Annotated in this window: 24 protein-coding genes; 8 read left to right on the top strand and 16 right to left on the bottom strand. The window is 67.0% G+C overall.

Annotated elements, in window-relative coordinates:
- Positions 1-13 precede the first annotated feature (13 nt).
- Genes AB0M74_RS25585 through AB0M74_RS25595 form a run of 3 tightly spaced genes read right to left on the bottom strand, consistent with a single transcriptional unit; the run spans position 14 to position 2,448 of the window.
- Positions 14-829, bottom strand: a complete 816-nt coding sequence (locus AB0M74_RS25585; RefSeq protein WP_366528825.1) for an exodeoxyribonuclease III — start codon at positions 827-829, stop codon at positions 14-16.
- A gap of 55 nt (positions 830-884) precedes the next feature.
- Complete coding sequence (locus tag AB0M74_RS25590; RefSeq protein ID WP_366528826.1) at positions 885-1,865, bottom strand: GNAT family N-acetyltransferase; 981 nt, start codon at positions 1,863-1,865, stop codon at positions 885-887.
- On the bottom strand, positions 1,858-2,448 hold the full coding sequence (locus AB0M74_RS25595) for a peptide deformylase (RefSeq protein ID WP_366528827.1): 591 nt from the start codon (positions 2,446-2,448) through the stop codon (positions 1,858-1,860). The genes AB0M74_RS25590 and AB0M74_RS25595 overlap by 8 nt, the downstream gene beginning before the upstream one ends.
- Before the next feature lie 187 nt (positions 2,449-2,635).
- Here AB0M74_RS25595 and AB0M74_RS25600 point away from each other — a divergent pair, with 187 nt between their 5' ends.
- The 5 genes from AB0M74_RS25600 to AB0M74_RS25620 all read left to right on the top strand — a co-directional run bounded on the left by AB0M74_RS25600 (position 2,636) and on the right by AB0M74_RS25620 (position 7,047).
- Positions 2,636-2,992 (top strand): DUF3263 domain-containing protein, encoded by a 357-nt coding sequence (locus tag AB0M74_RS25600; protein WP_366528828.1) that lies wholly within the window; start codon positions 2,636-2,638, stop codon positions 2,990-2,992.
- A gap of 34 nt (positions 2,993-3,026) precedes the next feature.
- The gene (locus AB0M74_RS25605) at positions 3,027-3,638 is read left to right on the top strand and encodes a LytR C-terminal domain-containing protein (protein WP_366528829.1); all 612 of its coding nucleotides are present in this window, start codon (positions 3,027-3,029) and stop codon (positions 3,636-3,638) included.
- A 129-nt stretch (positions 3,639-3,767) separates the two neighbouring features.
- Positions 3,768-4,451, top strand: coding sequence for a superoxide dismutase family protein (locus AB0M74_RS25610; RefSeq protein WP_366528830.1), 684 nt, complete (start codon positions 3,768-3,770; stop codon positions 4,449-4,451).
- A gap of 11 nt (positions 4,452-4,462) precedes the next feature.
- On the top strand, positions 4,463-5,608 hold the full coding sequence (locus tag AB0M74_RS25615; RefSeq protein ID WP_366528831.1) for a glutamate--cysteine ligase: 1,146 nt from the start codon (positions 4,463-4,465) through the stop codon (positions 5,606-5,608).
- A gap of 68 nt (positions 5,609-5,676) precedes the next feature.
- Complete coding sequence (locus AB0M74_RS25620) at positions 5,677-7,047, top strand: DUF5933 domain-containing protein (protein ID WP_366528832.1); 1,371 nt, start codon at positions 5,677-5,679, stop codon at positions 7,045-7,047.
- 123 nt (positions 7,048-7,170) lie between these two features.
- Here AB0M74_RS25620 and mnhG read toward each other — a convergent pair whose 3' ends face one another.
- The 8 genes from mnhG to AB0M74_RS25660 all read right to left on the bottom strand — a co-directional run bounded on the left by mnhG (position 7,171) and on the right by AB0M74_RS25660 (position 17,028).
- Positions 7,171-7,509, bottom strand: a complete 339-nt coding sequence (mnhG, locus tag AB0M74_RS25625) for a monovalent cation/H(+) antiporter subunit G (protein ID WP_366528833.1) — start codon at positions 7,507-7,509, stop codon at positions 7,171-7,173.
- Between the two features lie 19 nt (positions 7,510-7,528).
- A complete protein-coding gene (locus AB0M74_RS25630) occupies positions 7,529-7,789 on the bottom strand; it encodes a monovalent cation/H+ antiporter complex subunit F (protein WP_366528834.1) in 261 nt (86 codons plus the stop codon).
- Entirely contained in the window at positions 7,786-8,325 is a 540-nt protein-coding gene (locus AB0M74_RS25635) for a Na+/H+ antiporter subunit E (RefSeq protein WP_366528918.1), read from the bottom strand. The genes AB0M74_RS25630 and AB0M74_RS25635 overlap by 4 nt, the downstream gene beginning before the upstream one ends.
- 17 nt (positions 8,326-8,342) lie before the next feature.
- The gene (locus tag AB0M74_RS25640; RefSeq protein WP_366528835.1) at positions 8,343-9,959 is read right to left on the bottom strand and encodes a Na+/H+ antiporter subunit D; all 1,617 of its coding nucleotides are present in this window, start codon (positions 9,957-9,959) and stop codon (positions 8,343-8,345) included.
- Positions 9,956-10,351: a Na(+)/H(+) antiporter subunit C gene (locus AB0M74_RS25645; protein WP_366528836.1), complete on the bottom strand. Its 396-nt coding sequence runs from the start codon at positions 10,349-10,351 to the stop codon at positions 9,956-9,958. The genes AB0M74_RS25640 and AB0M74_RS25645 overlap by 4 nt, the downstream gene beginning before the upstream one ends.
- On the bottom strand, positions 10,348-13,233 hold the full coding sequence (locus AB0M74_RS25650; protein ID WP_366528837.1) for a Na+/H+ antiporter subunit A: 2,886 nt from the start codon (positions 13,231-13,233) through the stop codon (positions 10,348-10,350). Before AB0M74_RS25650 ends, AB0M74_RS25645 begins: the two co-directional genes overlap by 4 nt.
- A 111-nt stretch (positions 13,234-13,344) precedes the next feature.
- On the bottom strand, positions 13,345-14,634 hold the full coding sequence (locus AB0M74_RS25655; protein WP_366528838.1) for a hypothetical protein: 1,290 nt from the start codon (positions 14,632-14,634) through the stop codon (positions 13,345-13,347).
- Between the two features lie 126 nt (positions 14,635-14,760).
- Positions 14,761-17,028, bottom strand: a complete 2,268-nt coding sequence (locus tag AB0M74_RS25660; RefSeq protein WP_366528839.1) for an AAA family ATPase — start codon at positions 17,026-17,028, stop codon at positions 14,761-14,763.
- A 463-nt stretch (positions 17,029-17,491) separates the two neighbouring features.
- On the opposite strand from AB0M74_RS25660, the gene AB0M74_RS25665 reads away from it, so the two are divergent.
- Positions 17,492-18,100 (top strand): hypothetical protein, encoded by a 609-nt coding sequence (locus AB0M74_RS25665; protein WP_366528840.1) that lies wholly within the window; start codon positions 17,492-17,494, stop codon positions 18,098-18,100.
- 69 nt (positions 18,101-18,169) lie between these two features.
- Here the strand turns inward: AB0M74_RS25665 and AB0M74_RS25670 are convergent, their stop codons facing one another.
- The 5 genes from AB0M74_RS25670 to AB0M74_RS25690 form a co-directional block, all read right to left on the bottom strand.
- A complete protein-coding gene (locus AB0M74_RS25670; protein ID WP_366528841.1) occupies positions 18,170-18,604 on the bottom strand; it encodes a hypothetical protein in 435 nt (144 codons plus the stop codon).
- A gap of 182 nt (positions 18,605-18,786) precedes the next feature.
- Complete coding sequence (locus AB0M74_RS25675; RefSeq protein ID WP_366528842.1) at positions 18,787-19,143, bottom strand: UBP-type zinc finger domain-containing protein; 357 nt, start codon at positions 19,141-19,143, stop codon at positions 18,787-18,789.
- Positions 19,140-20,666: an ATP-binding protein gene (locus AB0M74_RS25680; protein WP_366528843.1), complete on the bottom strand. Its 1,527-nt coding sequence runs from the start codon at positions 20,664-20,666 to the stop codon at positions 19,140-19,142. The genes AB0M74_RS25675 and AB0M74_RS25680 overlap by 4 nt, the downstream gene beginning before the upstream one ends.
- Positions 20,667-20,679: 13 nt before the next feature.
- Positions 20,680-22,347: an FAD-dependent oxidoreductase gene (locus AB0M74_RS25685; RefSeq protein ID WP_366528844.1), complete on the bottom strand. Its 1,668-nt coding sequence runs from the start codon at positions 22,345-22,347 to the stop codon at positions 20,680-20,682.
- Positions 22,348-22,399: 52 nt separating this feature from the next.
- Positions 22,400-22,594 (bottom strand): hypothetical protein, encoded by a 195-nt coding sequence (locus AB0M74_RS25690; RefSeq protein WP_366528845.1) that lies wholly within the window; start codon positions 22,592-22,594, stop codon positions 22,400-22,402.
- A gap of 353 nt (positions 22,595-22,947) precedes the next feature.
- Between AB0M74_RS25690 and AB0M74_RS25695 the strand changes: the two genes are divergently transcribed.
- Both AB0M74_RS25695 and AB0M74_RS25700 read left to right on the top strand, forming a co-directional pair.
- Positions 22,948-23,403 carry an SRPBCC family protein gene (locus AB0M74_RS25695; protein WP_366528919.1) on the top strand — a complete coding sequence of 152 codons (456 nt, stop codon included), beginning with the start codon at positions 22,948-22,950 and terminating at the stop codon, positions 23,401-23,403.
- Between the two features lie 10 nt (positions 23,404-23,413).
- Positions 23,414-24,121, top strand: a complete 708-nt coding sequence (locus AB0M74_RS25700) for an SIMPL domain-containing protein (RefSeq protein WP_366528846.1) — start codon at positions 23,414-23,416, stop codon at positions 24,119-24,121.
- Positions 24,122-24,129 lie beyond the last annotated feature (8 nt).

The following is a 24,129-nucleotide window of genomic DNA, read 5'->3' on the forward strand; positions in this document are numbered from 1 at the left end:
ACGCGCCCATATCTCAGGCGGTGAATTCGGCGATGACGGGGGCGTGGTCGCTGGCGCCCTTGCCTTTTCGTTCCTCACGGTCGACTACAGCGTCCGTGGTGCGGGCGGCGAGGGTGGGAGAGGCGAGGATGAAGTCGATGCGCATGCCCTCTTTACGGGGGAAGCGCAGCTGGGTGTAGTCCCAGTAGGTGTAGACGCCGGGGCCGGGGGCGAAAGGGCGCATGACGTCGGTGAAGCCGGTGTCGAGGACGGCGGTGAAGGCGTCGCGTTCGGGCTGGGAGATATGGGTCTTGTCGGCGAAGTATTCGACCGACCAGACGTCGTCGTCGGTCGGGGCGATATTCCAGTCGCCGACCAGGGCGATCTGGGCCTCGGGGTCGTCGGTGAGCCACTTGGCGCCGTTGTCACGCAGGGCGGCGAGCCATTCCAGCTTGTAGGTGTAATGCGGGTCGGTCAGGGTGCGGCCGTTGGGGACGTACAGGCTCCAGACCCGCACGCCGCCGCAGGTGGCGCCGAGCGCGCGCGATTCCACCACCGGGGTGCTGATCAGTGATTCGCCCGCGTCCTTGTCGAAGCCGGGCTGGGAGGGGAAGGCGAGTTCCACGTTTTCCAGACCGACCCGGGAGGCGATCGCGACACCGTTCCACTGGTTCACGCCGAGGTGGGCCACCTCATAGCCGAGTTCGTCGAAGCGCTCGAACGGGAACTGGTCGTCGCGACACTTGGTTTCCTGCATCGCGAGCACGTCGATGTCCTGGCGGTCGAGGAAATCCGCGACCCGATCGAGACGGGAGCGGATCGAATTGACGTTCCAGGTCGCGAGACGCACGGATGCCTTCCTTACGCAGTGGGTTGTAGGACCGTTCTACCGCAGGCCGCGCGGTTCAGCGAGTGCCCTCCGGCGCGGCGTATCGGTACGCGTGGTGCTCGACGAAGCCCATATCGCGGTACATCGCCATGGCCGCGGCATTGTCGGCTTCGACCTGAATGTAGGCATGGGTGGCGCCACGTGTGTGTCCCCAGCGGATCAGCTCGGCGCACACCAGCGAACCGAGCCCGTGCCTGCGATGCGCTGCGGCGACCGCGACACAGGTCAGCCCCACCCAGCGACGCCCGTCCGGCGCGGTGGTGAGCGCGACGCGGCCGATCGCGATCGGTTGCGGCAGACCGAGTGACGCGAACCCGACCTCGCCGTCCTGCACCGCGGTCAGCACGTCGAGCTCCGGCGTCGGCCGCGAATAACCCTGTGCCGCGGGGTCTTCACCCTTGAACCGGTGCAGGTCCAACCAGGCAGGGTCGGGCGTGGGCGCAACTCGGACCATCGAAGGCCCCTGTGGCAGTACGAGGGTGTCGATGTCGATGCCGAGCACCAAGGTCTCGTTCCAGGTGCGCCAACCCGGCGGCACGGGAGCGAGGCGATCGGGCAGCTGGAGTTGCAACGGCAGTCCGTGCCCGGTGAACCATTCGCCGATTCGGTGTAGCGTTTCCGCGCCCAGTTCCGCCGGCCCCGCGGAATTGCCCAGCGGCACTGCCGAATTGGCGCGACCGGTGTATCCGCGTCCGGCGCGCACCAACCAGCCGTCGATCCAGGCGTGCTCGATTCCCGGCCATCCGTTGGCCGCGGCGGCCTCCAGCGCTCGGATCTCTTTGGTGCGAATAGGGCGCGGCCCCAACGCTTTCAGTGCGACGACCCGGTCCGGCGCCACCGCGATCAGCTGTCCGTCCGTGGCGCGCACCGTCGGCGGATCCAGTGAGACGAGTTCGCCGATCACATCGGTCAGTGATTGTGGATAACCGGTGGGCAGCCGATAGCGAAATACCACGCGCCTGCCCAGCGGAATATCGGGCAGCGCAGCGTCAGTCATCGTGGCCGAACGGATCGGGCACGGTGCCAGGAATCCAGCTCGCCCCGGGCGCGCCCCAGCCGTTGCGCTTGATCGCCTTCTTCGCGGCGCGGGCGTTACGCCCGATCAGCACATCGACGTACAGGAACCCGTCGAGATGACCGACCTCATGCTGCAGCATGCGTGCGAAGAAACCCTTGCCCTCGATGTCGACAGGTGCACCGTGCTCATCGATGCCGGTGACCCGAGCCCACTCGGCCCGACCGGTGGGGAATTGCTCGCCGGGCACCGAGAGGCAGCCCTCTTCGTCGTCATCGGGGTCGGGCATGACCTCGGGGATCTCCGAGGTCTCCAGCACCGGGTTGATGACCGCCCCCTTGCGCCGTGTCGTCTTGCCGTCGGCGCCGATATCCGGGCAGTCGTAGATGAACAGCCGCAGCGGCACGCCCACCTGATTGGCGGCCAGGCCGACGCCGTTGGCGGCGTCCAGCGTCTCGTACATGTCCGCGATCAGCTCCGCGAGCTCCTCCGGTGTCTGGGTGACCCGTTCGGTCGGGTTGTGCAGAACGGGGTCGCCGACGATCACGATGGGGAGGATTGCCATGGGGCAATTATTGCGGGGGCGGCCCAGCGGTGCGCCGTGAGGGTGCGAACACCCGAGTGACGCGCGTTACCGGGGAGTAGCGAACACGCCGCGACGAGGATGCGGCATTCCCAGCGGCCCGTGGTTGAATGATCCGCGACGTACAAGCATCATTTTTCGTCTGGTGGTTACTCGGCGAGGGAGCGAGATGGACGGCGCAGCGGCACGGAATCTTTCCGCGATCCAGGACGGCCCTTCTGTGAGCGATGATGTCCTGGTTGAGGTCTCGACACAGGCCGACGGCGGTGACAGCGACGGTTTGAGCCGTCGTGAGCGCGACATTCTGGACTTCGAACGTAAATGGTGGAAGTACGCGGGCGCCAAGGAAGAGGCTATCCGCGAACTGTTCGGTATGTCGCCGACCAGGTACTACCAGGTCCTCAACGCGGTCGTGGACCGTCAGGAGGCGCTCGCCGCCGACCCGATGCTGGTGAAGCGCCTGCGCAGGCTGCGGGCGAGCAGGCAGAAGGCCAGGGCCGCACGGCGGCTCGGCTTCCAGGTATGACCCGTTGCTGTGAATTGCGACTAGGGTCGAGCAGGTGAGCTACCCGAATCCCACCTCCGGGGGACCGCCGTTGCGCGCGCTGGCGATGGTGTTGATCGCGCTGGCCATTGTTTTCGCAGGTCTCGGTGCGATGTCGCTGTCGAGTTCCGACTCCGACACCGCGAGCGCGGACGAATCGGAGGCCGTATCGCCCGCGTCACAGGTTCAGGCGACTTCCGTCGTCGTTCGCACCACGGCCGCGATATCGACGTCGGAGGCGGCCACCACCACCGCGACGCCGACTACGACCACCCCACCGGCCACGACCACCCCACCGGCCACGACCACCCCGCCGACGACCACCCCGCCGACCACGACCCCCGCCGCGAGTCGCGCGGTGCCGGTGCGGGTTCTGAACAACAGCCTGATACCCGGATTGGCCGCACGCACCGCGACCCAACTCGGCGCCAGTGGCTGGAACGTTGCCGAAGTCGGTAACTATCCCGGTGAGAATGTCTCGAAAACGACTGTGTTCTATGGCAATACGCCGGGCGAGAGAGAAGCGGCCACGGCGATCGCCGCGGAAATCGGCGCCACCGCAGTACCGCGTGGTACCGGAGCCGGTGATTCGGGTTCGGGCGTGACCGTCGTCGTCACCGGTAGCTGAGGTCCGAGGCCCGCCGCGACACGGCCCGGTCACTTCCGCGACACGGCGGGCGTGGCATCATCTTGTCCGGTAACGAACGTGTCCACCCAGCTTTACTCGTAAACTCGGTACTCGTAAAGGAGTTCCCCGATGGCCCCGTCCACAACTCGTCGCCCGTCCTGGCGGACTGTGACCCCGGTGCTTGCGGTCGCGGTCTTCGGCCTCGCTGCCTGTTCCAACAGCCAGGAGTCGAGTGATGTCAAGGGCACGACGCCTCCGGTGTGGACCGGTGCGTCCGCTCCGGCCGCCGAATCCGGCACCGAGCACGGCAACGCCGACGCCAACGGTGGCGTGAAGGTTGAGCTCAAGGACCCCGCGGGCGCCTCCGTCGGCACCGCGAACTTCGTCAAGGACGGCAAACACCTGCAGGTCACGGTCGAGGGCCACGGCCTCAAGCCCGGATTCCACGGGCTGCACATCCACCAGGTCGGCAAGTGCGAGGCCAACTCGGTCGCGCCCACCGGCGGCCCGGCAGGCGCCTTCCTCTCGGCGGGCGGCCACCTGCAGGTCGGCAGCGCGAACGCGCACCCGGCCAGCGGCGATCTGACCTCGCTCGAGGTCCGCGAAGACGGTATGGCGAAGCTGGTCACGACCACCGATGCGGTGACCCTGGAAGAGATCAAGGGCAAGGCCCTGATCGTCCACGCCGACGCCGATAACTTCGGCAACATCCCCAACCGATATGTTCGAGCCGACGGCGTTGCCGGCCCGGACGACACCAGTCTGGCAACCGGCGACGCGGGTGGCCGTGTTGCCTGTGGTGTCATCCAGTAGCAAGGTTCGATATGGTCGGGGCAGGAATCGAGCAAGTTCCCTTCCAAGGTTCGCCCCGGCCGACGATCGGCGTCGAGTGGGAGATCGCGCTGGTCGACAAGGTCACTCGAGATCTGTCGAATACGGCTGCGGAAGTGTTCGATTCGGTGGGCGACCTGCGTGCGCACGACGGCACCCCACAGGTCACCAAGGAGTTGCTGCGCAATACCGTCGAGTTGGTCACCGGGGTGCACAACACTGTCGCTGAGGCCGTCGACGATCTGAGTGGCACCATGGAATCCGTGCGCCGGGTCGCCGACCCGTTGGGTGTCGACCTGTTCTGCGCGGGCACCCATCCGTTCGCCCAGTGGTCGGCACAGCAGCTCACCCGTTCGGCGCACTACGACGAGCTGATCGAGCGCACCCAGTGGTGGGGCCGCCAGATGATGATCTGGGGCGTGCACGTGCACGTCGGGGTTTCCCACCGCGACAAGGTCTTTCCGATTCTGAACTCGATGCTGCTGTCGTATCCGCATCTGCTCGCGCTGTCGGCCTCTTCGCCGATGTGGGCCGGTTCGGACACCGGATACGCGAGCAATCGGACGCTGATGTTCCAGCAGCTGCCCACCGCAGGGTTGCCGTTCCAGTTCGAAAACTGGACGGAGTTCGAGCATTTCGTGCACGACCAGATGAAAACCGGGGTGTTCGAGCAGCTCGGCGGCATGCACTGGGATATCAGGCCCGCGCCCAAGTGGGGCACGATCGAGGTGCGTATCTGCGACGGCATCTCCACGCGCGCGGAGCTATCGGCGCTGGCCGCGTTCATCCACTGCTTGATCGTGGATCTCGACCAGCGAGTCGAGAACGGCGAACAGTTGCCGACGCTGCCGCCGTGGCATGTGCAGGAGAACAAGTGGCGGGCCGCCCGCTACGGCCTCGACGCGATCGTCATCGTGGATGCCGCCAGCAACGAGCGGTTGGTCACCGACGATCTGATGGATGTGCTGAACCGGTTGGAGCCGACGGCCAAGCGGCTCGGATGTGCCGACGAACTGCGATCGGTCGCCGAGATTCCGGAGCGTGGCGCGTCGTATCAGCGGCAACGCAAAGTCGCCGCGGCTGCCCAGGGTGATCTGATCGCGGTGGTCGACTCGCTGGTCAAAGAGCTGGACCAGTAGGTCTGCTCACTGTTTCGGTCGACTGACGTTCAGTCGGCCAGTGGGGTGGCGTTCATCCCCCGTTTACTATGGTCGACGTGCTTGTCGAAGATCCGGGTTCCAGAGTGGGAAGTGCGGCTGCGCGGGTGCGCACGCCGTATGCCCGGGTGTGGGTGGCGGCCGCTGTCGCCGCCGTGCCGATCCTGCTGATCGCCCTGCAGATCGTGGCCGTCACGCAGGGCTTCGAGGGTCCGCTGGAAAGCGTGTGGCACGACTATGTCGGCACACCTAAATCCATGTCGGTGCCGTGGGCCGGGCTGGTGCTCGCTCTCGTCGGTGTATCGATGCGGCGTCGGGTCGTCGCGCTCGGCGCGGCCGTCGCCATCGACCTGATGGGTGCGGGCTGGCGTCTGCTCGCAGGCGACCCGGTGACCGTCGGCAACGGGCCGGTGATCGTGCTCACCGGGCTGGCCGTGCTCGCGTGGCTGCGTTGGCGAGGTGTCGAACGGCGCAATGCGCTGCGGGCCGCGGCGTTGGGCGCCTTGCTCATCGTGGCGACCAAGGTCGGCGATGTGTGGCTGCACGTCACGGTGATCACCCGGCCGACGGTGCTCGATGAGTACGTCATGCTGGCCGACCATGCCCTCGGCGACCCGTCGTGGGTGATGGGCCGGGTCCTCGACACACTCGGCCCCGCGGTCTACGCGGTACTGCACTGGGTGTACATCGAATTGCCGATCGCGGCGATCGTCGTTGCGGTGTGGCAGCTGCGCCGGGTGGTCCCCACCGGGCAGTGGCCGAGCCACTATCTGGTGCGGACGTTCCTGGTGCTCGGCCTGCTCGGTCCGGTCATCTACGTGATCTTCCCGGTCGTCGGCCCGATGTTCGCGTTCGGTTCGGACGGTCACGGGCTGCAGGTCGGCAATTTCTGGCCGGGCGTGCTGCCGCCGATCGACCACAGTCCCGCGCCTTTGCCGTTCGATGCCGCGACCCCGCGCAACTGCATGCCGTCCATGCACACGGCGTGGGCGCTGTCGGTGTTCCTGCACACTCGTCGCGATACCAACGGTGCCCGCGCGCCGCTCTGGCTGCGCTGGGGCGGCACGTTCTGGTTGCTCGCCACCCTGACCGCGACACTCGGCTTCGGCTACCACTACGGCGTCGACCTGGTCGCGGGCGCGGTGCTCTGTCTGACGGTGGAGTCGGTGCTGCGTGAACCCGAACGTGGCTGGGGTCTGTTCCGCGTCCGGGTGGTCGCCTTCGGCGCGGCAATCCTGACGACGCTGTTGGTCTCCTACCGTTACCTCGCGGTCCCGATGGCCGAATACCCGGTGTTGGCAGGCACAGTCGTGCTTGCGTTGCTCGCGGCAATGGCCGCTGCCTTCCACGCCACCTGGTTCGCTCGCCGTCCCGGATTCGCGGCGAAGGATCAGGCGCTCACCGCGCCGTCCATCGCGTGATTTCCCGGCGAGGCCGGGGGCCCAGCACGATAAGCGCTCGCTGGAGAGCGCGGCTACGACGTCCGCGAGGCACTCGACCTCATCCAGGCGGCAGGCGCAGGCGTCCCGGTGTATCCGGAGCCGTCAGGGCGCGTCGATGTCGTCGCCGAGCTCGTTGACCCGGAACAAGCCGTCGCGGTGGCGCTGTTCGCGATAGGCGGTGCGGCCGATCAGGTGGGCGATGACCGGTGCGGTGAGCAGGGTGAACAAGCCGACGAGGACGAGCAGCCAGACGTTGCCGCGGCCGCGCAGTGGGATCGCTGCGCCTTCCAGCACCAGGATCAGCCCGATTACCTGCGGTTTGGTGGCGGCGTGCATGCGCGTCATGGTGTCGGGGAAGCGCACGATCGCGATCGCGGCGGTCAGTGCGAGCACGGCCCCGGACAGGATCAGGACGGCGGAAATCCAGTGCCACAGTGTCATCGGTCGTCCTCGCCGCGCGTCACTGGTCGTCCCTGACCCGGAATCGGGCGACGGCCGCCGAGCCGAGGAACCCGACGAGCGCCAGCGCGACGATTGCGGGGAGCACTGTGGTGTCGTCGCTGTAGGCCGCCCAGACCGCGAGCCCCGAGGCGGCGATCGCCATCAGTGAGTCGATGCCGACGACTCGGTCCAGGGTGCTCGGTCCGGCGAGGACACGGTAGCTGGTGATCACGGCCGCTGCCGTCAAAAGCGCCGCGGCGACAATGGCGACGACGGTCATCTATTGACCTCCGGTGGTTCGGTGAGATGCCATTCGGCGGGGCGCTCGAACGAGGCGATCAGCAGTCGTTCCAGCCGCCGGGTGGTCCGATGGAACTTGTCGACGGCCGCGTCGCTGCCCACGTCGAGCACGTGCACGAAGACGACGCGGCGTTCTTTCTCGATCTCGAGCAGCATGGTTCCCGGAATCAGATTGAGCAGGTCCGCGCACAATGCGAGGACCAGATCGGATTTGATCTCCATGCGCAGTCGCAGCACACCGGAGACCGGTGGCGGTGCGGGCCGGATCGCGAACCAGGCGACCTGGAGGCTGGATTCGAGGGCGTAGTACACACTCACCACGATGAGTTCGGCCAGCGACAGCGGGTGCAGTCGTCCGGCGACCGGCACCCGGGGCAGCGGCAGTGTCACCATGATCAGTGCGGCGACGGCGAGCCCGGCCAGCAGATTGGCGACGCTCAGGTCACCCCATAGGGCCATGTAGACGGCGGTCAGCCACCCCAGAATGCCGACGCGGACGGCCCGTTCCCGGTTGATCGCCGCGCTACCGAGGCTCATCGGACTGCTCCCGGCGCTGCCAGCTGCGAATTGCCCAGCACCGCACGGATATACACCGCGGGATCACGCAGATCCGTTGCGGCGCGCTCGGCGATGCCGAGGATGGGTCCGGCGAGCACGGTGAGGCTGAGGCCGACCGCGACAAGCGCCGTCGTCGACAGCACCATCAGTGCCGGCATGCGGCCGGGGTCGGTCCGTTCGTCGTAGAGCACATCGGTCGAATCCTCGATCAGCGTCGGCGGTTTGGCGGCCGTGAGATGGCCCTCAGGAGCCTCCGACCGCGGCCGCCAGAAGGCTTTGCTCCACACTCGTGCGACGACATAGAGCGTCAGCAGGCTGGTGACCACCGACCCCGCCACCAGCACCCAGGCCAGCACGCTGCCGTCGGCCGCACCCGCCTGCAGCAGCGTGACCTTGCCGATGAACCCTGAGAACGGGGGTATCCCGGCGAGGTTGAGTGCCGGGACCAGGAACAGCACGGCAAGTAGTGGACTCGCCGCAGCCAGGCCGCCGAGCCTGCGCAGCGTCACCGAACCGGCCTGTCGCTCGATCAGACCGACCACCAGGAACAGCGTGGTCTGCACCAGGATGTGGTGCGCCACGTAGAAAACCGCGCCCGTCAGCCCGGCCGTGGTGGCGAGCCCGACACCGAACACCATGTAGCCGATATGGCTGACCAGCGTGAACGACAGCAGGCGGCGAATATCGTTCTGGGCGATCGCGCCGAAGATGCCGACCAGCATCGTGAGCAGACCGCAGATCAGCAGCACCGAATCGAAACCACCGTCGGGAAACAGCAAGGTGTGCGTCCGAATGATCGCGTACACACCGACTTTCGTGAGCAGTCCAGCGAAAACCGCGGTCACCGGTGCGGGTGCGGTGGGGTAGGAGTCCGGCAGCCAGTTCGACAGGGGAAAGACCGCCGCCTTGATGCCGAACGCCACCAGCAGCACCGCGTAGATGGCGGTGCGTGTGCCATGGGGCACCTCGCCCATCCGGACGGCCAGCTGTGCCAGGTTCAGTGTTCCGGTGGCCGCATAGGCCAGTCCGATGCCGGTCAGGAATATCACCGACGAGAGCATCGAGACCATCACATACGCGACGCCCGCGCGGATCCGGTCCGCGGTCGCGCCGACGGTCAGCAGCACGAACGAGGCGGCGAGCAAGATCTCGAAGCCGACGAACAGATTGAACAGGTCGCCGGCGAGGAATGCCGCCGAGACACCCGCGGTCAGCACCAGATAGGTGGGCCGGTAGATCGAGGTCGGCTGCCGGTCGTCGCCGTCGCGAATGTTCTGGCCCGCACCGTAGAGCGAGACGACGAGCAGCACGATGGACGAGACCAGCAGCATTACCGCGGAGAGCCGGTCCACCACCAGGGTGATGCCGATCGGGGTTTCCCAGCCGCCGACCTGGACCGCGGAGGTACCGCTCCGGTCTGCCAGATACAACAGCAGTCCGCAGATCACGACGACCGACGCCAGCGCGAGCACCATGATCGAACGCTGGATGCTCGGCTTGCGGCCGAACACCAAAGTCGCCGCGGCACCGAGCAGCGGGACCAGCACCGGCAGCGGCGCTAGAGCGGGCAACAGATCCGGTGACAGGCTCAATCCTCTGGGTCCTCTCGCTCGCGGCGCGCGGCGATGTCGAGATCTTCCCGGTCGTTCTGGACGTCCTCTGTGGTGGTGAGGCTGTAGGACCGGTAGGCGAGCGCGAGGACGAATGCCGCGAGGCCCATGGTGATCACGATGGCGGTGAGCACCATAGCCTGGGACAGCGGGTCGGCCATCTGTTCGTGCGCGTTGTCGGCCGCTTGGTCGGTATCGCCGCGAATCGGTGGCCTGCCACCGGGGCCGCCGACAGTGAGGATCAGCAGATTCACCGCGTTGCCGAACAGGATCATGCCCAGCAGCATTTTCGACACGGCGCGTTCGAGGATCAGGTACACCCCGCAGGCGACAAGCACCCCGATGAGGACCAGCAGCGTCAGGTTTGCCGTCATGACGGGACGCCACCCTCCGTCGAGCCGGTTTTGTCGGATGCCAACTCGTAGTCCAGGCGCGCGCCGAGACTGCGCAGCACGTCGAGGACAAGCCCGACCACGATCAGATAGACGCCGAGATCGAAGAACAGGGCGGTGACCAGCTTGATGTGCCCGAGCACCGGCAGCGTCACCTCGAGGATCGCCGAGGACAGCGGCGGTGCGCCGAGCAGTAGTGAGCCTGCCGCCGTCCCGGCGGCCAGTGCCAGCCCGGCGCCGAGCACGTGGCCCGCGTCGAGGGGGAGCGCCTCGCCGAGTTCGTATCGCCCGCCCGCGAGATAGCGCAGCGTCAGCGCGAGTCCGGCGGTGAGCCCGCCTGCGAAACCGCCGCCGGGCGCATTGTGGCCGGAGAAGAAGAAGTACACCGACAGCACCATGATGGTCGGGAAGACCAGGCGGGTGGTGATCTGCAGGACCATCGATCGGTCCCGTCGCGCGACGAGGCGGCCCGCGGGCAACCAGCTCACCAGGTCCGGGTCGTAGTTCGGTGCGTCGGTGGCGCGCGGCGCGCTGCCGAAACGCCTGCTGCGGAATACCAGTGAGGCCACCCCGGTCGCGGCGACGACGAGTACCGAGATCTCGCCGAGGGTGTCCCACGCGCGGATGTCCACGAGCAGGACGTTGACCGCGTTCTTGCCGCCGCCGAATGTGTAGGCGGCATCGGGAATCAGGTGCCAGATCGGTTCGGTGCCGCGGGCCGCGGTGGCGAAGGCCGCGAGCGTCGCGACCGTGGCGCCGACTCCGGTGGCGAGCACCGCCCTGCGCATCTTGAAGGCGGCCGTGCGGCTGTCCTCGATCTCGGCGGGGAAGGCGCGCAACACCAACACGAAGATCACCAAAGTGAGTGTCTCGACGAGGAATTGGGTGAGGGCGAGATCCGGAGCGGCGTGCAGCGCGAAGATCACGCCACATCCATAGCCGGTGACGCCGACGACCAGGACACTGGCCAATCGGTTGCGCAGCAGCGTCGCGCTCAGCGCCATCGCGGCCATGATCGCTCCGATGGCCAGTTGCGACGGCGAATCCCACAGGCGCAGTTCGACTCCCGTGCGAGTGCCGCTCGCGAGCAATACCGTCGGCAGGATGATCAGGGTGCCGAGGATGGTCGCCTGGCTCAACGGCAGTGAACCGCGCTGCACGGCCGCGGTCATCCGTAACGACAGCCGATCCATAGCCGCGAGGGTGGCGTCGTAGGCCCGGTCGGCGTTGCCGAGCCTGGGGTGTGGGGATTCGCCGATGCGGGCGCGCAGTCGGAACAGCGCGATGCCTACCGCAATGATCAGAATGGTCAGCGCGAGGGGGTCATTGAATCCGTGCCACAGCGCCAGATGCGAATCGAGGCGCCCCGGTAGGGTTTTCGCGTAAGGACTCAGCAGCTCGTCGAGCCAGGGGGCGGCGACTCCAGCGGCCAAGCTCGCCACGGCCAGCACCGCGGGAGCGGTGAGGAACAACGCACCCGGCGCATGCCAGTGCTCCTGCGCCGCACCAGGCGTGCTCCGATCCGGCCTGCTTCGCCACTGGCTGTCCTCCACGTCGGTCGAGCGCCCCGGCTTGTCCGCGAACGCGCCCCACACGAAGCGGATGCTGTAGCCGACCGTTAGCATCGACCCGAGCACCACGCCGGTGGCAACGGCGGCCTTGGCGGGCCCGGCGAGTGTATCGGTGTCCAGGATGGCGGCCAGCGCGCTTTCCTTGCCGACAAAGCCGAGCAGCGGCGCAATCCCGGCCATACTGAGCGCGGCGAGCACCGCGACCGCGCACAGCGCGGGTGCACGGCGGCCGAGGCCCGAGAGCCGCCGCAGATCCCGGGTGCCTGCCCCGTGGTCGATGATGCCGACCACCATGAACAGGCAGCCCTTGAAGAACGCGTGCGCGACGATCAGCGTGACACCGGCCAGCGCCGCGTCCGCAGTACCGAGGCCGACCATCAGGATCAGGAAGCCGAGCTGGCTCACCGTGCCGAACGCCAGCAGTAGTTTGAGGTCGTGTACCTGGATCGACCGCAATCCGGCCAGCAACATAGAGGCCACCCCGAGGGTCAGGATCAACGGGTGCCACGGTGGGCTGCTCGCGAACACCGGCGCAAGCCGAGCTACCAGATAGACACCCGCTTTCACCATGGCGGCGGCGTGCAGGTACGCGCTGACCGGAGTCGGCGCGGCCATCGCACCGGGCAGCCAGAAGTGCAGCGGCACGATCGCCGACTTGCTCAACGCCCCGACGAGCAACAGCACCACAGCGACATTCACCGCGGTGCCCGCAGGCGGGTCCGCCCGCGCCAGCAGGTCCGACAGCAGGTAACTGCCGCTCGCTTCGCCGAGGATGATGATGCCGACGAGCATCGCGAGCCCGCCCGCGCCGGTCACCAGCAGCGCCTGGATCGCCGCCCGCCGGCTGACCGCCTGCTCCGCGTTGTGCCCGACCAGCAGGAACGACAACACCGTGGTCGTTTCCCAGAATACGAAGAGCAGCAGCATGTTGTCGCTGGTGACCAGCCCGAACATGGCCCCGGCAAAGCCGACCATCTCGGCCGCGAACACTCCGAGCCGCGGCTCGTCGTTCTCGAAATATCTGGCGCAGTAGGTCAGGATCAGCGTGCCGATGCCGAGGACGAGCGCCGACATGACGGCGGCGAGCGAATCGAAACGCAGATCGATGTTCATCTCGATACTCGGTGCCCACGCGACCCGAACCTGCTGTGTGCTCCCCCAATTCGCGATCACCCAGCCGAGGCCGCCGAACGGGACCAGGGCAAGGACATAGAACGCATCGCGGCCCAACCCCCGCACGCACAATGGTGCCGCGAGCGCGGCGATGGCATGCGCGAGCAGGATTGCGAGCAAACTGCACTCCGTCGGGTCGGGGCGGCGGCGTAATGCGGGTAAATCCTACGCGGAGCGCGTGTTTTCGGTTGTCGGAGCCAGTATGGCGTCGGCCATGTCGGAGCGGATCGGCTATATGTCCGCTACTGTTTCGCCCTCGGCCGCTTTGTCCGGTTGCGGCCGGCCGCGCGGCCGGAAGAAGTACAGCACCGCCACTCCGACGGCCGAACAGGCCGCGATCGCGAGTGCGGTCACGCCCGGTGTGGATGTCTTGGTCGCGCCATCGGGTCGGATTTCTACCGCGGTGATGATCGATGGCAGGTAGAGGGCCGCGATCGCCAGCACGCCGCTCGGGGCGTAGCGGGGGCGGGCGGTGCCACAGCAATAGCCTGCCGTCAATGCGAGGCCGGCGCTTCCTGCCGCATCCACCACGTTGACCTCGCTGCTTCCGGCGTACATGGCGAAAACGGCGAGTCCGGCGATCATCGTGATCGCGATGAACGCCGACGGCAGTCGTATCCCGACGAACAGTCCGGCGGCGGTTATCGCCAGCAGCGCAAGCACGCCCCAGCCCGGCCGCGGGGCGTAACCGAGGGCAGTGAAGACCGGAACCAGACTGACCGCCAGATACACGCCGACGCCGTCGCGCCCCGGCAGCAGCATCGCCGCCGCCAAGGCGGCGAGCGCGGTCGCGGTGACCGCGAGTCCGATATCGACCGCATGAGTGACGTCGGGCGCGTCCTGGTATTGGCGGTTCAACCATTCGGTGACCATCAGGATGACAAGGGCCAGCACCATAGCCGCAAGAATCGGCGTCACCGGAAGTTCGACGGTCAACCGCGGTGACCGCTCGGTCATCGGCCGTAACCGGTTGCGGTAAGTGCTGAGTATCAGGAAACACGCCGCCGCCGCGATCAACCACCGTGGCGGTGTTTCCAAAATCTTCAGGGGGTCGTGACCGGCGATATGCAGTAGTTCGCCGAGGTCGCCGGCGACGAAGGCGCCCGCGCCGCCCAGCGCGAATCCGATCGCGGGACCCGGTCTGCGCAGCACTGCCGCGCCGAGAGCGCCGAGCAGGACCCCCGCGCACACCGAGTCCAGATAGTTCTGTGTGGTCAGCATGTCGGGTGAGGAAACGTGGCGTCCGGCAAAGTGATTGACGAACATGCCGAGCGCGCCGCCGAGCGCTGTCGCCCAGGCCGTCACCGGACGGGTGAAGGTGGTCACCAGCACGGCGACGGCGACGGCGACGATGACACCGATCGCGGCGCCGCGCGGCACGCTGTTGATGAGACTGGTCAGCCGGTACTGCGTGCTCTGGCCCGTCCAGGTGAAGGTGATCGGTAGCAGTATCGCGACACCGGCGACCGCGGCCCCCAGGAAAGCCGTGATCGTGTCGACCGCATTGCCGATCCTTCGCACGATGCGAACATACCTGTGCGTGAGGGTTGACCTGGCAATTACTGACACATTGCCAGGTCGGATGCAACATGGCGAAAGGCCGGTAAGGCCCGGATTGCGGTATGTTTGCCCCGGTGGCTGCGTTGGCTAACCGCGGGTGTCGGCGTAGCGACGCAGCGACTCGACCTGATCGGGATCGAGGGAGGGCCGCACCACAGTCCGTGCCGCCGTGACGTCCTCGGCCGTGACGTCGGCCGCGTCCATATCCCGCCGCATGGCCGTCAACGCTGCCTCACGCAGCAGCGCCGCGCAATCCGCGGCGGAGTACCCATCCAGGTCGGCGGCGAGTGCGGCGAGGTCGACGTCGTCGGCCAGCGGCACCGACCGGCCCGCGGTGCGCAGAATCTCCAGCCTGGCGTCAGCGTCCGGCGGTGGCACGAACACCAGGCGCTCGAGCCTGCCCGGGCGCAGCAGCGCGGGATCGATCAGCTCAGGGCGGTTGGTCGCGCCGAGCACCACCACATCGCGCAGTGGCTCGACACCGTCGAGTTCGGTGAGCAGCGCGGCGACCACCCGGTCGCCGACGCCGGAGTCGCCGCTCTGACCGCGTCGTGGCGCGAGTGCGTCCACCTCGTCGAGGAAGATCAGCGAGGGCGCGGAATCGCGGGCGCGCTGGAATAATTCGCGCACCGCCCGTTCGGAGGCCCCGACCCACTTGTCCATCAGCTCAGCACCCTTCACCGCGTGCACGCTGAGCTGGCCGGTGCCTGCCAGCGCGCGCACCAGGAAGGTCTTGCCACAGCCGGGGGGACCGTAGAGCAGTAGCCCGCGCGGCGGATGGATGCCCAAGCGGGCGAAGGAATCCGGGTGGCGCAGCGGCCAGAGCACGGTCTCGGTGAGCGCCTGCTTGGTCTCGACCATGTCGCCGACGTCGTCGAGGCCGAGGCTGCCGATCGCGAGTTCGTCTACGCCGGAACGCGAGAGCGGCCGGATTACCTCCAGTGCGCCGAGGAGATCGATCTGGGTCAGCACTGGGTCCGAGTGTTGTTTGCTCGCACGGGATGCCGCGCGCAAGGCCGCCTCCCGGCACAGGGCCGCCAGGTCCGACACCACGAATCCCGGTGTCCGCGTGGCGATGTCGTCCAACTTCAGTTCGTCCGTCGGCACCTTGCGCAGCAGTTGTTCCAGCAGCGCTTTGCGCACCGCGGCCGTCGGCAGCGCGAGGGCGAGTTCGCGATCGCACAGATCGGGAGCGCGCAGGCGCGGGTCGATATCGGCGGGATGTGCGGTGGTCGCGAGGAACGCGACGCTGGGTTCGGCGACCGCGGCCCGCAACTGGTCGAGGATAAGGGTGGCGACCGGTTCGGCCTGCGCGGGCAGCAGTGCGTCGATGTCGGTGATGAGCAGGATGCCGCCCCGACCGGAGCCGGTCTCCGCGACCGCGGCGGCGACCTCACGCAACCGGGTGCCGCTCTCGGCTGCCCCGACGGTCGGGCCGTCCAGTTCGATGATGCGTCGCGGCGCGGTCACCGAACGAGCCAGGGTCGCCTTCCCGACACCGGCGGGGCCGGTGATCAGTACGCCGAGATGTGGTGTGGCACCAAGGGTTTTGAGCAACTCCGGTTCGTCGAGCGCGAGGCTGAGCCACTCGCCGAGCTTCGCGGCCTGGCCGTGCACGCCCGCCAGCTCCTCGACGGGGATCGCGGCGCTACCGCTCCCGGTAACCCAGCCTGCTACCTCGCCATTCGTCGCGGCGATGGCCGCCAGCTCGCCCGCCGCGGCCGCCGCCTGCGATTGCTCACCCACCGGGATCGGCGCCCCGGCCGCCGCGCGGTCGGCGGCCTCGCGTGCGGCGACCACGCCCGCACCCCAGAAGACGGCGGTGTTCGGCTGCACGCTGACCGGGCCGCGCCCGGGATCGATCGCGGTCACTGTGAGCAGCTCGGTGGTCCACGCGATGCCGAATGTGCGGGACAGCGCCTGCGTGGCTGCCGAAGAACTGATGTCGGGGCCGAGGTCGCGCGGCAGCAGCGAGACCGCGTCACCGACGGTCACGACCTTGCCGAGCAGGGCCTGCCGCAAGGTCGCCGCGGGAATCGTCCTGGTGGCATGCACCGACCCGCTGACCGAGATCTGTTTTGCGCCGTAGACCGTCGCGGGGGCGGCGACCACGGTCGCGTCCTCGCGCAGGCCCGCATTCGACAGTGTGACGTCGTCGAGCAGTGCAACTCCCGCCGGCGTATCCGCGGGCGCCACCCCGACGACGGCCGCGGTTCGCCGCGACCCGACCAGCGCGATGCCGTCCCACTCACGCAGCCCGAGCGCGGTGAGCGCCTCCGGGTGCAGCCGCACCACACCACGGCGGGCATCGGCGGCGGACGGGTTCAAGCGAGCGGTGAGAGCCAGTTCTGCCACTGTGCCATTCTGCCCGGGTGCGGGCGCGTTCGCCGAAAAACACCGTCGTGAGCGCCTCGTTCTGCTATTCGCAGCCCGCAAACATAATTGTGAGTGTTTTCACGGAACCGGATGCGGCCGGGTTTCGTCGTCGACGGCATCGTGGCCGCGCACCGACCCTCGCCCGCCGACCCACTCGGGTCGGGCCGTCGTCGCAGCAATCAATGAACGGCGGTGTTCCACGCGGTCGCGCATATATCTATTTCACTGTTCGTAATGACAATTTTGTGGTTGCCGGGCACCGGCGTGGTGCGAGAACTCCATTTCAGTTATGTTCCGGCGAACCAGATATTTCGATGGAGAACAACCAGGGGAGTCCGCAGACGTCGGCGCTAATCCCTTGTGTGCCAGTCACTTGCGGACGCGGTAACGTCGCCGTCGGTCGATCCGATCGGACGGCCGTCTTTTGGAGGGGATTCAAACAATGAAGTTCGGAAAGTTCAGCGCGACCGCATTTCTGGCCATCGCAGCGGTGGGAATCACCGCAGGCGCAGCGAACGCGCAGCCGGTGGCCGCCGAGCAAGCCGTGTCCACCTCGGGCATCGAGCAGGGAATCGGCTACAACACAGCGCTTTCCCGTGATTCGAAGATGGTGACCACCACGCTCGACGCGGGCAAATTCGCGCTCAGCGGGAACGGCGCGGCGGTGGCGGTACAGGCCGACAACGGCGCGGTCGTCGCCGAGGTGCCGTTGACGTTCGAGGTCGCCGGGCACGCTATTCCGGTCGCCTACAAGATCGACGACAACGGCCGAAGCCTCACACTCACACCGGACGTGAGCCCGAAGGACATCGCCGATCTGAAGGACATCAGCGCCTTCGACAACTTCGTGCAGCAAGCGAGCCAGAACATTGTCGGCATGATTCTCGGCGGCATGCTCGGTGGATTCATCGGTGGCCTGCTCGGCTTCGGCATCTTCAGCCTCATCACCGGGCCGACCGGGATCGTCGTCGGCGCGCTCGCGGGCGGTGCGGCCATGGGCGGTCAGCCGTTCATCGACGCTCTGACGGCGCTCGCCACCGGCCAGCCCTGAGCAGTGACGGTATGAAAACGCGCGCGTGCGTAGCCACTGGGCTGCGCACGCGCGCTCTCGCAGCGAGACCTACTTGACGATCCCGGCGGCCGTGGCGACCGGGGTATCGGCGTTGCTCGAAGCGAGGCAGACCAGCTTCGCGGTACCGAGCGCGACGTTCGGACTGCCTGCGAAGGGGCTGTCCGGGTTCTCCGCCAGTATCTGCTCGATCAGCGCCTTCTCGGCAGTGCTGTCGAGCGCTTTGAATTCACCACAGGTGGTGCGCGACGCCGGGCCGAGCGATGGGTCGACTGTCTTGGCGGGGGTTGTCGCAGCGTTGCCACCGGTGGTCGGCGGGTTGCTGGTGTCGACGCTGGTGCCGGTCGGCTGCGGTACCGACGAACTGGTGCCGGTCGTGCCCTTACGCAGGCCGTTGGCCTCGGCGGATTCATCCGATCCGCCGCAGCCTGCCAGTAGTGCGACCACCGCCCCTGCGGCGAGGGCGATGGCGGAAGTTCGCTTCATCACGTGCTTTTCCCGGTGACTAGAGGCGCCGGAGCCTCCGGCGCGTTCGGTGCAGCGTACCGGGTGCGATCGGGTCGTCGTCATGGGAGGCTCCGCAGCGGATCGGGCGCCGGGTCTGGCTCCGGCACTGTCGCTCCACTGTGCGGTGGGCAACTTATGATCGCCCCATCGATCACTGAATGTCAGTGAATGCGCTGTTGCCAATCGGCAGGAACACGCCCGTGCGGGCCCGGCACGGGCTGGTCGACCGGATGACTGGTCGGCGCGGCCAGCTCTGGTCCGCCGCTGTACATCTCCTCGGTGCGGAAGTTCCAGAACCAGTCCTCGCCCGGCTCGAAGCTCTGGATGAATGGGTGGCCGGTTTCCTCGGCGTGCTTGGACGCGTGCTGCGCGGGCGAGGTGTCACAACAGCCGACGTGGCCGCATTGGGCGCAGCGGCGCAGATGCACCCACCAGCCCTGTGCCGCATCGCAGTCGACGCAGCCGGTTCCGCTCGGTGCGACGCTCGGGTCGATTCCCTCCAGGTCTTGCTTCGTCATCGTTGACCTCCTGCGTTGAATTCCGGTTTGCCCTGATTGTCGTCGGCAGGGTTCGCTTCGGCCGGGTTTTCCTCGGCACGGTGCAGCGGCAACCAGACGGTGAAGCGGGTATTACCCGGCGCGGAATCGAGCTGGATATCGCCGTTGTGTTTGTTGACCACGATCCGGAAGGAGATGTCCAGGCCGAGGCCGGTACCCTCGCCGACCGGTTTGGTGGTGAAGAACGGTTCGAAGATTCGGCTGCGTACCTCGGCGGGGACACCGGGGCCGGTATCGCCGATTTCGACTACGGCACAGTCATTTTCGTGCTTGGTGCGAATCGTCAGGGTGCCCTGGCCGTTCATCGCATACACCGCGTTGTCGATCAGGTTGGTCCACACCTGATTCAATTCCGCTGCGTAGCAGGGCACTTGCGGCAAAGTGCGGTCGTACTCCTTGACCACCTGCACCCCGTCGCCGATTTTGCGACTGAGCATGACCAGCGTGCTGTCGAGCAGCTCGTGGATGTCGATGACCTGGAACGGCGCCCGGTCCATCTGCGAATACTGTTTGGCCGCACCGACCAGCGAAGAGATTCGCGTGGTCGAGTCGGCGATCTCGTTCATCAGCAGCTCGGTCTCGATGGTGTAGTTCAACCACCGGATCGCGCCCTGGAACACCTGGTCGGGGCAGCCATTGAGGGTCGCGGCCACGCGCTCGAGCCAATCGACGTCGAAGCCCGCCTGGACGAAATTCGGCGCGAGATTCCAGGCGTCGCCGATGCCGTGGTCCTCCAGCCATTCGCCGAGCAGGTCCTCGCGATCGGCGGCTTCCATCGGCGTCAACTCCGGAGCTTTGGCGACCTGTGCGGCGGCCTCTTCCTGTAGACGCACCAGCGAGACGAGCGATTCCGTGTCGAACTTGCCTTCGGCCAGCATCGCCAGCTTGTGCCGCATCCCGGCGATCCGTTCCCGCAGCCCCGAGGTGGCGCGGACCGCGGCGGCCGCGGGGTTGTTCAGCTCATGGGTCAGGCCCGCCGACAGCGACCCGAGCGCGAGCAGCCGCTCCCGCTGAGCGATGCGTTCATTGGAGTTGCGGTTGCCGAAGAACGCGCCCTCCAACATGTGCACCGCCATCGGGAACCACTCGTGCATCATCCTCGCGAAGGTGCCCGCGTCGAGCACGAAGAACCGCGACGGCCGCGGCACCGACATCGAGCCGTTGTAAATCTGGTCGACTTTGTCGCCCATGTAGGCCATCCAGGCGCCCGCATACGCGCCCTTGTGATCGGTGCGGACCATTTCGATCTCGGTGCCGCTGGAGAGCTTGGTGAGGACCACCTCGCCGTCCATCAGTATATAGAAGCAGGTCGCCGGATCGCCCTCGCGGAAAACCACACCGGGTTCGATGGTTTCCACCCGCCCGTCCGCGCACAGCCATTCGAGCTGTTCGTCGTCGAGCTTCTCGAAGAGAAAAAGAGTGCGCAATTCCGCGGGATCACAGACCAGGCGGCTGCTGCGCGCGGCGGTATCTTTCGAATTCATGTCAGCCTCCTGCTTACGCGAGATACCGGTGCACGAGCATGACAGCCATAGCACCCTCACCGACTGCGGAAGCCACGCGTTTGGCCGAGTCGGCATGCACATCACCGGCCACGAAGACGCCGGGCACACTTGTTTCCAAGTGGTGTGGGGGCCGCGGTAATTCCCAACCGGCCGGTTTGGCCCCATCGACGAGCAGATCGGGTCCGGCCAGCACGTATCCGGCCTGATCTCGCTTGATCACTCCGTCGAGCCAATCGGTCTGCGGCGCCGCGCCGATGAACAGGAACAGCCGCTCGGCCACGGCCTTCTCTTCGGCGCCGGTTTCGTTATTACGCAGCACGATCTGTTGCAGGTGGTCGTCGCCGTCGGCGGAGATCACCTCGGTGCGGGTGTGCACCTTGATGTTCGATATCTGCCCGATCTGCTGGATCAGATAGTGCGACATGGACTTCTCCAGCGAGTCCGCACGGATGACCAGGTGCACGGTGCGGGCGTTGCGGGACAGGAAGACCGCGGCCTGGCCCGCCGAATTCGCCCCGCCGACGATGTAGACGTCGTGATCGGAGCATTCGGATGCCTCGGTCATCGCCGAGCCGTAGTAGACACCCCGCCCGGTGAAGTCGTCGACGCCGGGAGCGGTGTGGCGGCGATAGTCGACGCCGGTCGCGATGATCACTGTGTGCGCACAGAGCTGTCCGCCGTCGGCGAACCGCACGGTGCGCGCGGACCCGTTCACCTCGAGACCGACCACCTCCCGGGTGGTGATCACCTCGGCGCCGAACTTGGCCGCCTGCCGCCGGGCCCGATCCGCGAGCTGTGATCCGGACACGCCATCCGGGAAGCCGAGATAGTTCTCGATGCGCGAACTCTGTCCGGCCTGGCCGCCGGTTGCCGTGCGCTCGACCAGCACCGTGCGCAGACCCTCGGAGGCGCCGTAGACCGCCGCGCCCAGACCGGCGGGGCCGCCACCTACCACGATGAGGTCGTAGAAGTCGCCGGTCGGATTCGTGCTCAACCCGACGCTCTGGGCCAACTCCCCGTCGCTCGGCTGTACCAGCGTCCGGCCGGCTTCGGTGATGACCACCGGACATCGCTCAGGATCGGCGCCGGCCGCCTCCAGCAGCCGCGCGCCTTCGGGTTCGTCGGCGAGGTACCAGCGGTAGGGCAATTGGTTGCGGGCGAGGAACTCACGCACCTCCGACGACCGTGGCGACCAGCGGTTGCCGACCACTTTGGTTTCGGTCACCGGTCGCTGCTCGCTGCTGCGCCAGGCTTCCAACAGTCCGTCGAGCACCGGGTACAACTTCTCCTCCGGCGGATCCCACGGCTTGAGCAGATAGTGGTCGAGATCGACGACATTGATCGCGTCGATTGCGGCGCTGGTGTCGGCGTAGGCCGTCAGCAGCACGCGGCGGGCATAGGGGTGCAGGTCCATCGCCTGCTCGAGGAATTCGATGCCGTCCATGCCCGGCATCCGGTAGTCGGCGATCAGTACCGCGACGGGCTGGCCGCGCAGTTTCATTTCACGAAGCGCGTCGAGCGCGGTGGCGCCCGATTCCGCGCGCAGAATCCGGTACTCGGCGCCATAGCGGCGGCGCAGGTCGCGTACGACCGCGCGGGAGACCCCTGGATCGTCGTCGACGCTGAGGATGGCCGGCTTCGTAGCAGCGGGTGAAGTCACCTTACGAGTATGGATCCTCGCCGGGGCCGCTGTCGTCGGCGTTTGCCCGTCGTCACACCCGGTGCTCGCGCACCATATCGAGTTCGACCGGTGTAAGCAGGCGCTCGAGCAGTTCCTCCTGAGCGAACTTGCGGGCCGCGCGTGAAGGCGGTGAGCCGCGAGCCGCGGATCCGTCGGTGGGTTCCACAGCGGGTAGCAGCGGAAGCTGTTCCGCGTGCCGACGGTGCAAAAGCGAGCGCAGTTTCACGGCCGATCACCTCACGCTGGACGGAAAAGTTGGTGGCAGTGTCTGATGCTTCGTCTATCCGTCATTGTGCGCTGGCCATTACATGAGCCGGTCAACAAATCTCGAAAATGTGACGTGTTTGTCTTCCAACTGCCGCCTTCCGTGCGGCTGCCTCGCCTGCGCTCGGCCCGGCGCGGTTATTGCCGGACTTCGTCCGACTGCGCGTATTAGGCGGCTGCCTCGCCTGCGCTCGGCCCGGCGCGGTTATTGCCGGACTTCGTCCGACTGCGCATATTAAGATGCGAGGTAATCGTCAAATCGTGCCGGCCGGAACCGAAATAGGTCCGGTCGCCGCAGTTCTCCCGGAGGCAGTGTTGCCGAAAAACCTCGAAGTCACGATCGATATCTCCGCACCCCCGGAACAGGTGTGGGCCGTTATCGGCGACCTGAAGCGGATGCCGGAGTTCAGCCCGCAGTGCGTGCGGATGCTCGCGCTCGGCACGCCGAAGGCGGGCACCTGGACGTTCAACCTCAATCGTGACGGCAAGAAGTACTGGCCGACCACCGCGCGGATCGTGCGCTACGAACCCAACCAGGCTTTCGCGTTCCGGATCAACGAGAACCGCAGCATCTGGAGCTACACGCTCGAGCCGACCGCGACCGGCACCAGGCTGATCGAACGTCGCGATGTCCCTAACGGCACCACGTGGTTCTCCCGCAGAGCCATCAACGCCGCGCTCGGAGGCGAGCAGCCGTTCGAAGAGGAACTCGTGCGCGGTATGAACGAGACGCTCGGCAAGATCAAGACAGCGGTCGAGGCGCAGGCGTAACTTTCGTCGTATGCGACGAAACACGCGCGTTACCGCGGCTATTGCGGCTGCGGCGGGGACGGCTGTGCTGCTGTCCGGTTGTGGCAGATCCGATTCGGGACCCGACCGCGAGGTCACCGTGGTCGGGTCCGGTCAGGTGCGCGGCGCCCCGGACACCCTGAATGCCGATCTCGGGGTGGAGGTCAACGCCGACAACGTGTCCGCGGCGATCGGCGGTGCCAACGACAAAGCCAAGGCGATGACCGACACCATGGTGGCCGCAGGCCTGCCCCGCGAGGACGCGCGCACCACCGAGGTCTCCATCCAACCGCAATATGCGGGCGGCCCGAACGGCAACCAGACCATCGTCGGCTACCGGGCGACCAACTCCCTGCACATTGTGGTCCGCGACCTGTCGAAGGCCTCGGCGATCCTGGACAGCGGGGTCAAGGCGGGCGGCAACGAAACCCGACTGCGCGGAGTCTCTTTCGCACTCGACGACGATTCGCGATTGCTCGCCGACGCGCGCTCGCGCGCCTTCGACGACGCGAAGTCTCGGGCCGAACACTATGCGGTGCTTGCCGGGTTGAAACTGACGGACGTCATCACCATCACCGAGGCAAGCAGCCGTGACGACAACCCGAAGGCCCTGCGCGACGGCGCCGCGGAGTCCTTCGCCTTGGAGCCGGGCACCCAGACGGTGACTTTCACGGTGAAAGTCACCTGGGGCCTCGGCTGAACTACCCG

It is taken from the genome of Nocardia sp. NPDC051463 (assembly GCF_040681975.1).
Taxonomy (GTDB): Bacteria; Actinomycetota; Actinomycetes; order Mycobacteriales; family Mycobacteriaceae; genus Nocardia.

What these genes read in the sequence shown, in the direction of transcription:
- AB0M74_RS25590 (WP_366528826.1), bottom strand. Translation starts at nt 1,865, where the DNA reads ATGACTGACGCTGCGCTGCCCGATATTCCGCTGGGCAGGCGCGTGGTA.
- AB0M74_RS25595 (WP_366528827.1), bottom strand. Translation starts at nt 2,448, where the DNA reads ATGGCAATCCTCCCCATCGTGATCGTCGGCGACCCCGTTCTGCACAAC.
- AB0M74_RS25600 (WP_366528828.1), top strand. Translation starts at nt 2,636, where the DNA reads ATGGACGGCGCAGCGGCACGGAATCTTTCCGCGATCCAGGACGGCCCT.
- AB0M74_RS25610 (WP_366528830.1), top strand. Translation starts at nt 3,768, where the DNA reads ATGGCCCCGTCCACAACTCGTCGCCCGTCCTGGCGGACTGTGACCCCG.
- AB0M74_RS25615 (WP_366528831.1), top strand. Translation starts at nt 4,463, where the DNA reads ATGGTCGGGGCAGGAATCGAGCAAGTTCCCTTCCAAGGTTCGCCCCGG.
- AB0M74_RS25620 (WP_366528832.1), top strand. Translation starts at nt 5,677, where the DNA reads ATGGTCGACGTGCTTGTCGAAGATCCGGGTTCCAGAGTGGGAAGTGCG.
- mnhG (WP_366528833.1), bottom strand. Translation starts at nt 7,509, where the DNA reads ATGACACTGTGGCACTGGATTTCCGCCGTCCTGATCCTGTCCGGGGCC.
- AB0M74_RS25630 (WP_366528834.1), bottom strand. Translation starts at nt 7,789, where the DNA reads ATGACCGTCGTCGCCATTGTCGCCGCGGCGCTTTTGACGGCAGCGGCC.
- AB0M74_RS25645 (WP_366528836.1), bottom strand. Translation starts at nt 10,351, where the DNA reads ATGACGGCAAACCTGACGCTGCTGGTCCTCATCGGGGTGCTTGTCGCC.
- AB0M74_RS25665 (WP_366528840.1), top strand. Translation starts at nt 17,492, where the DNA reads ATGAAGTTCGGAAAGTTCAGCGCGACCGCATTTCTGGCCATCGCAGCG.
- AB0M74_RS25670 (WP_366528841.1), bottom strand. Translation starts at nt 18,604, where the DNA reads ATGAAGCGAACTTCCGCCATCGCCCTCGCCGCAGGGGCGGTGGTCGCA.
- AB0M74_RS25675 (WP_366528842.1), bottom strand. Translation starts at nt 19,143, where the DNA reads ATGACGAAGCAAGACCTGGAGGGAATCGACCCGAGCGTCGCACCGAGC.
- AB0M74_RS25680 (WP_366528843.1), bottom strand. Translation starts at nt 20,666, where the DNA reads ATGAATTCGAAAGATACCGCCGCGCGCAGCAGCCGCCTGGTCTGTGAT.
- AB0M74_RS25700 (WP_366528846.1), top strand. Translation starts at nt 23,414, where the DNA reads ATGCGACGAAACACGCGCGTTACCGCGGCTATTGCGGCTGCGGCGGGG.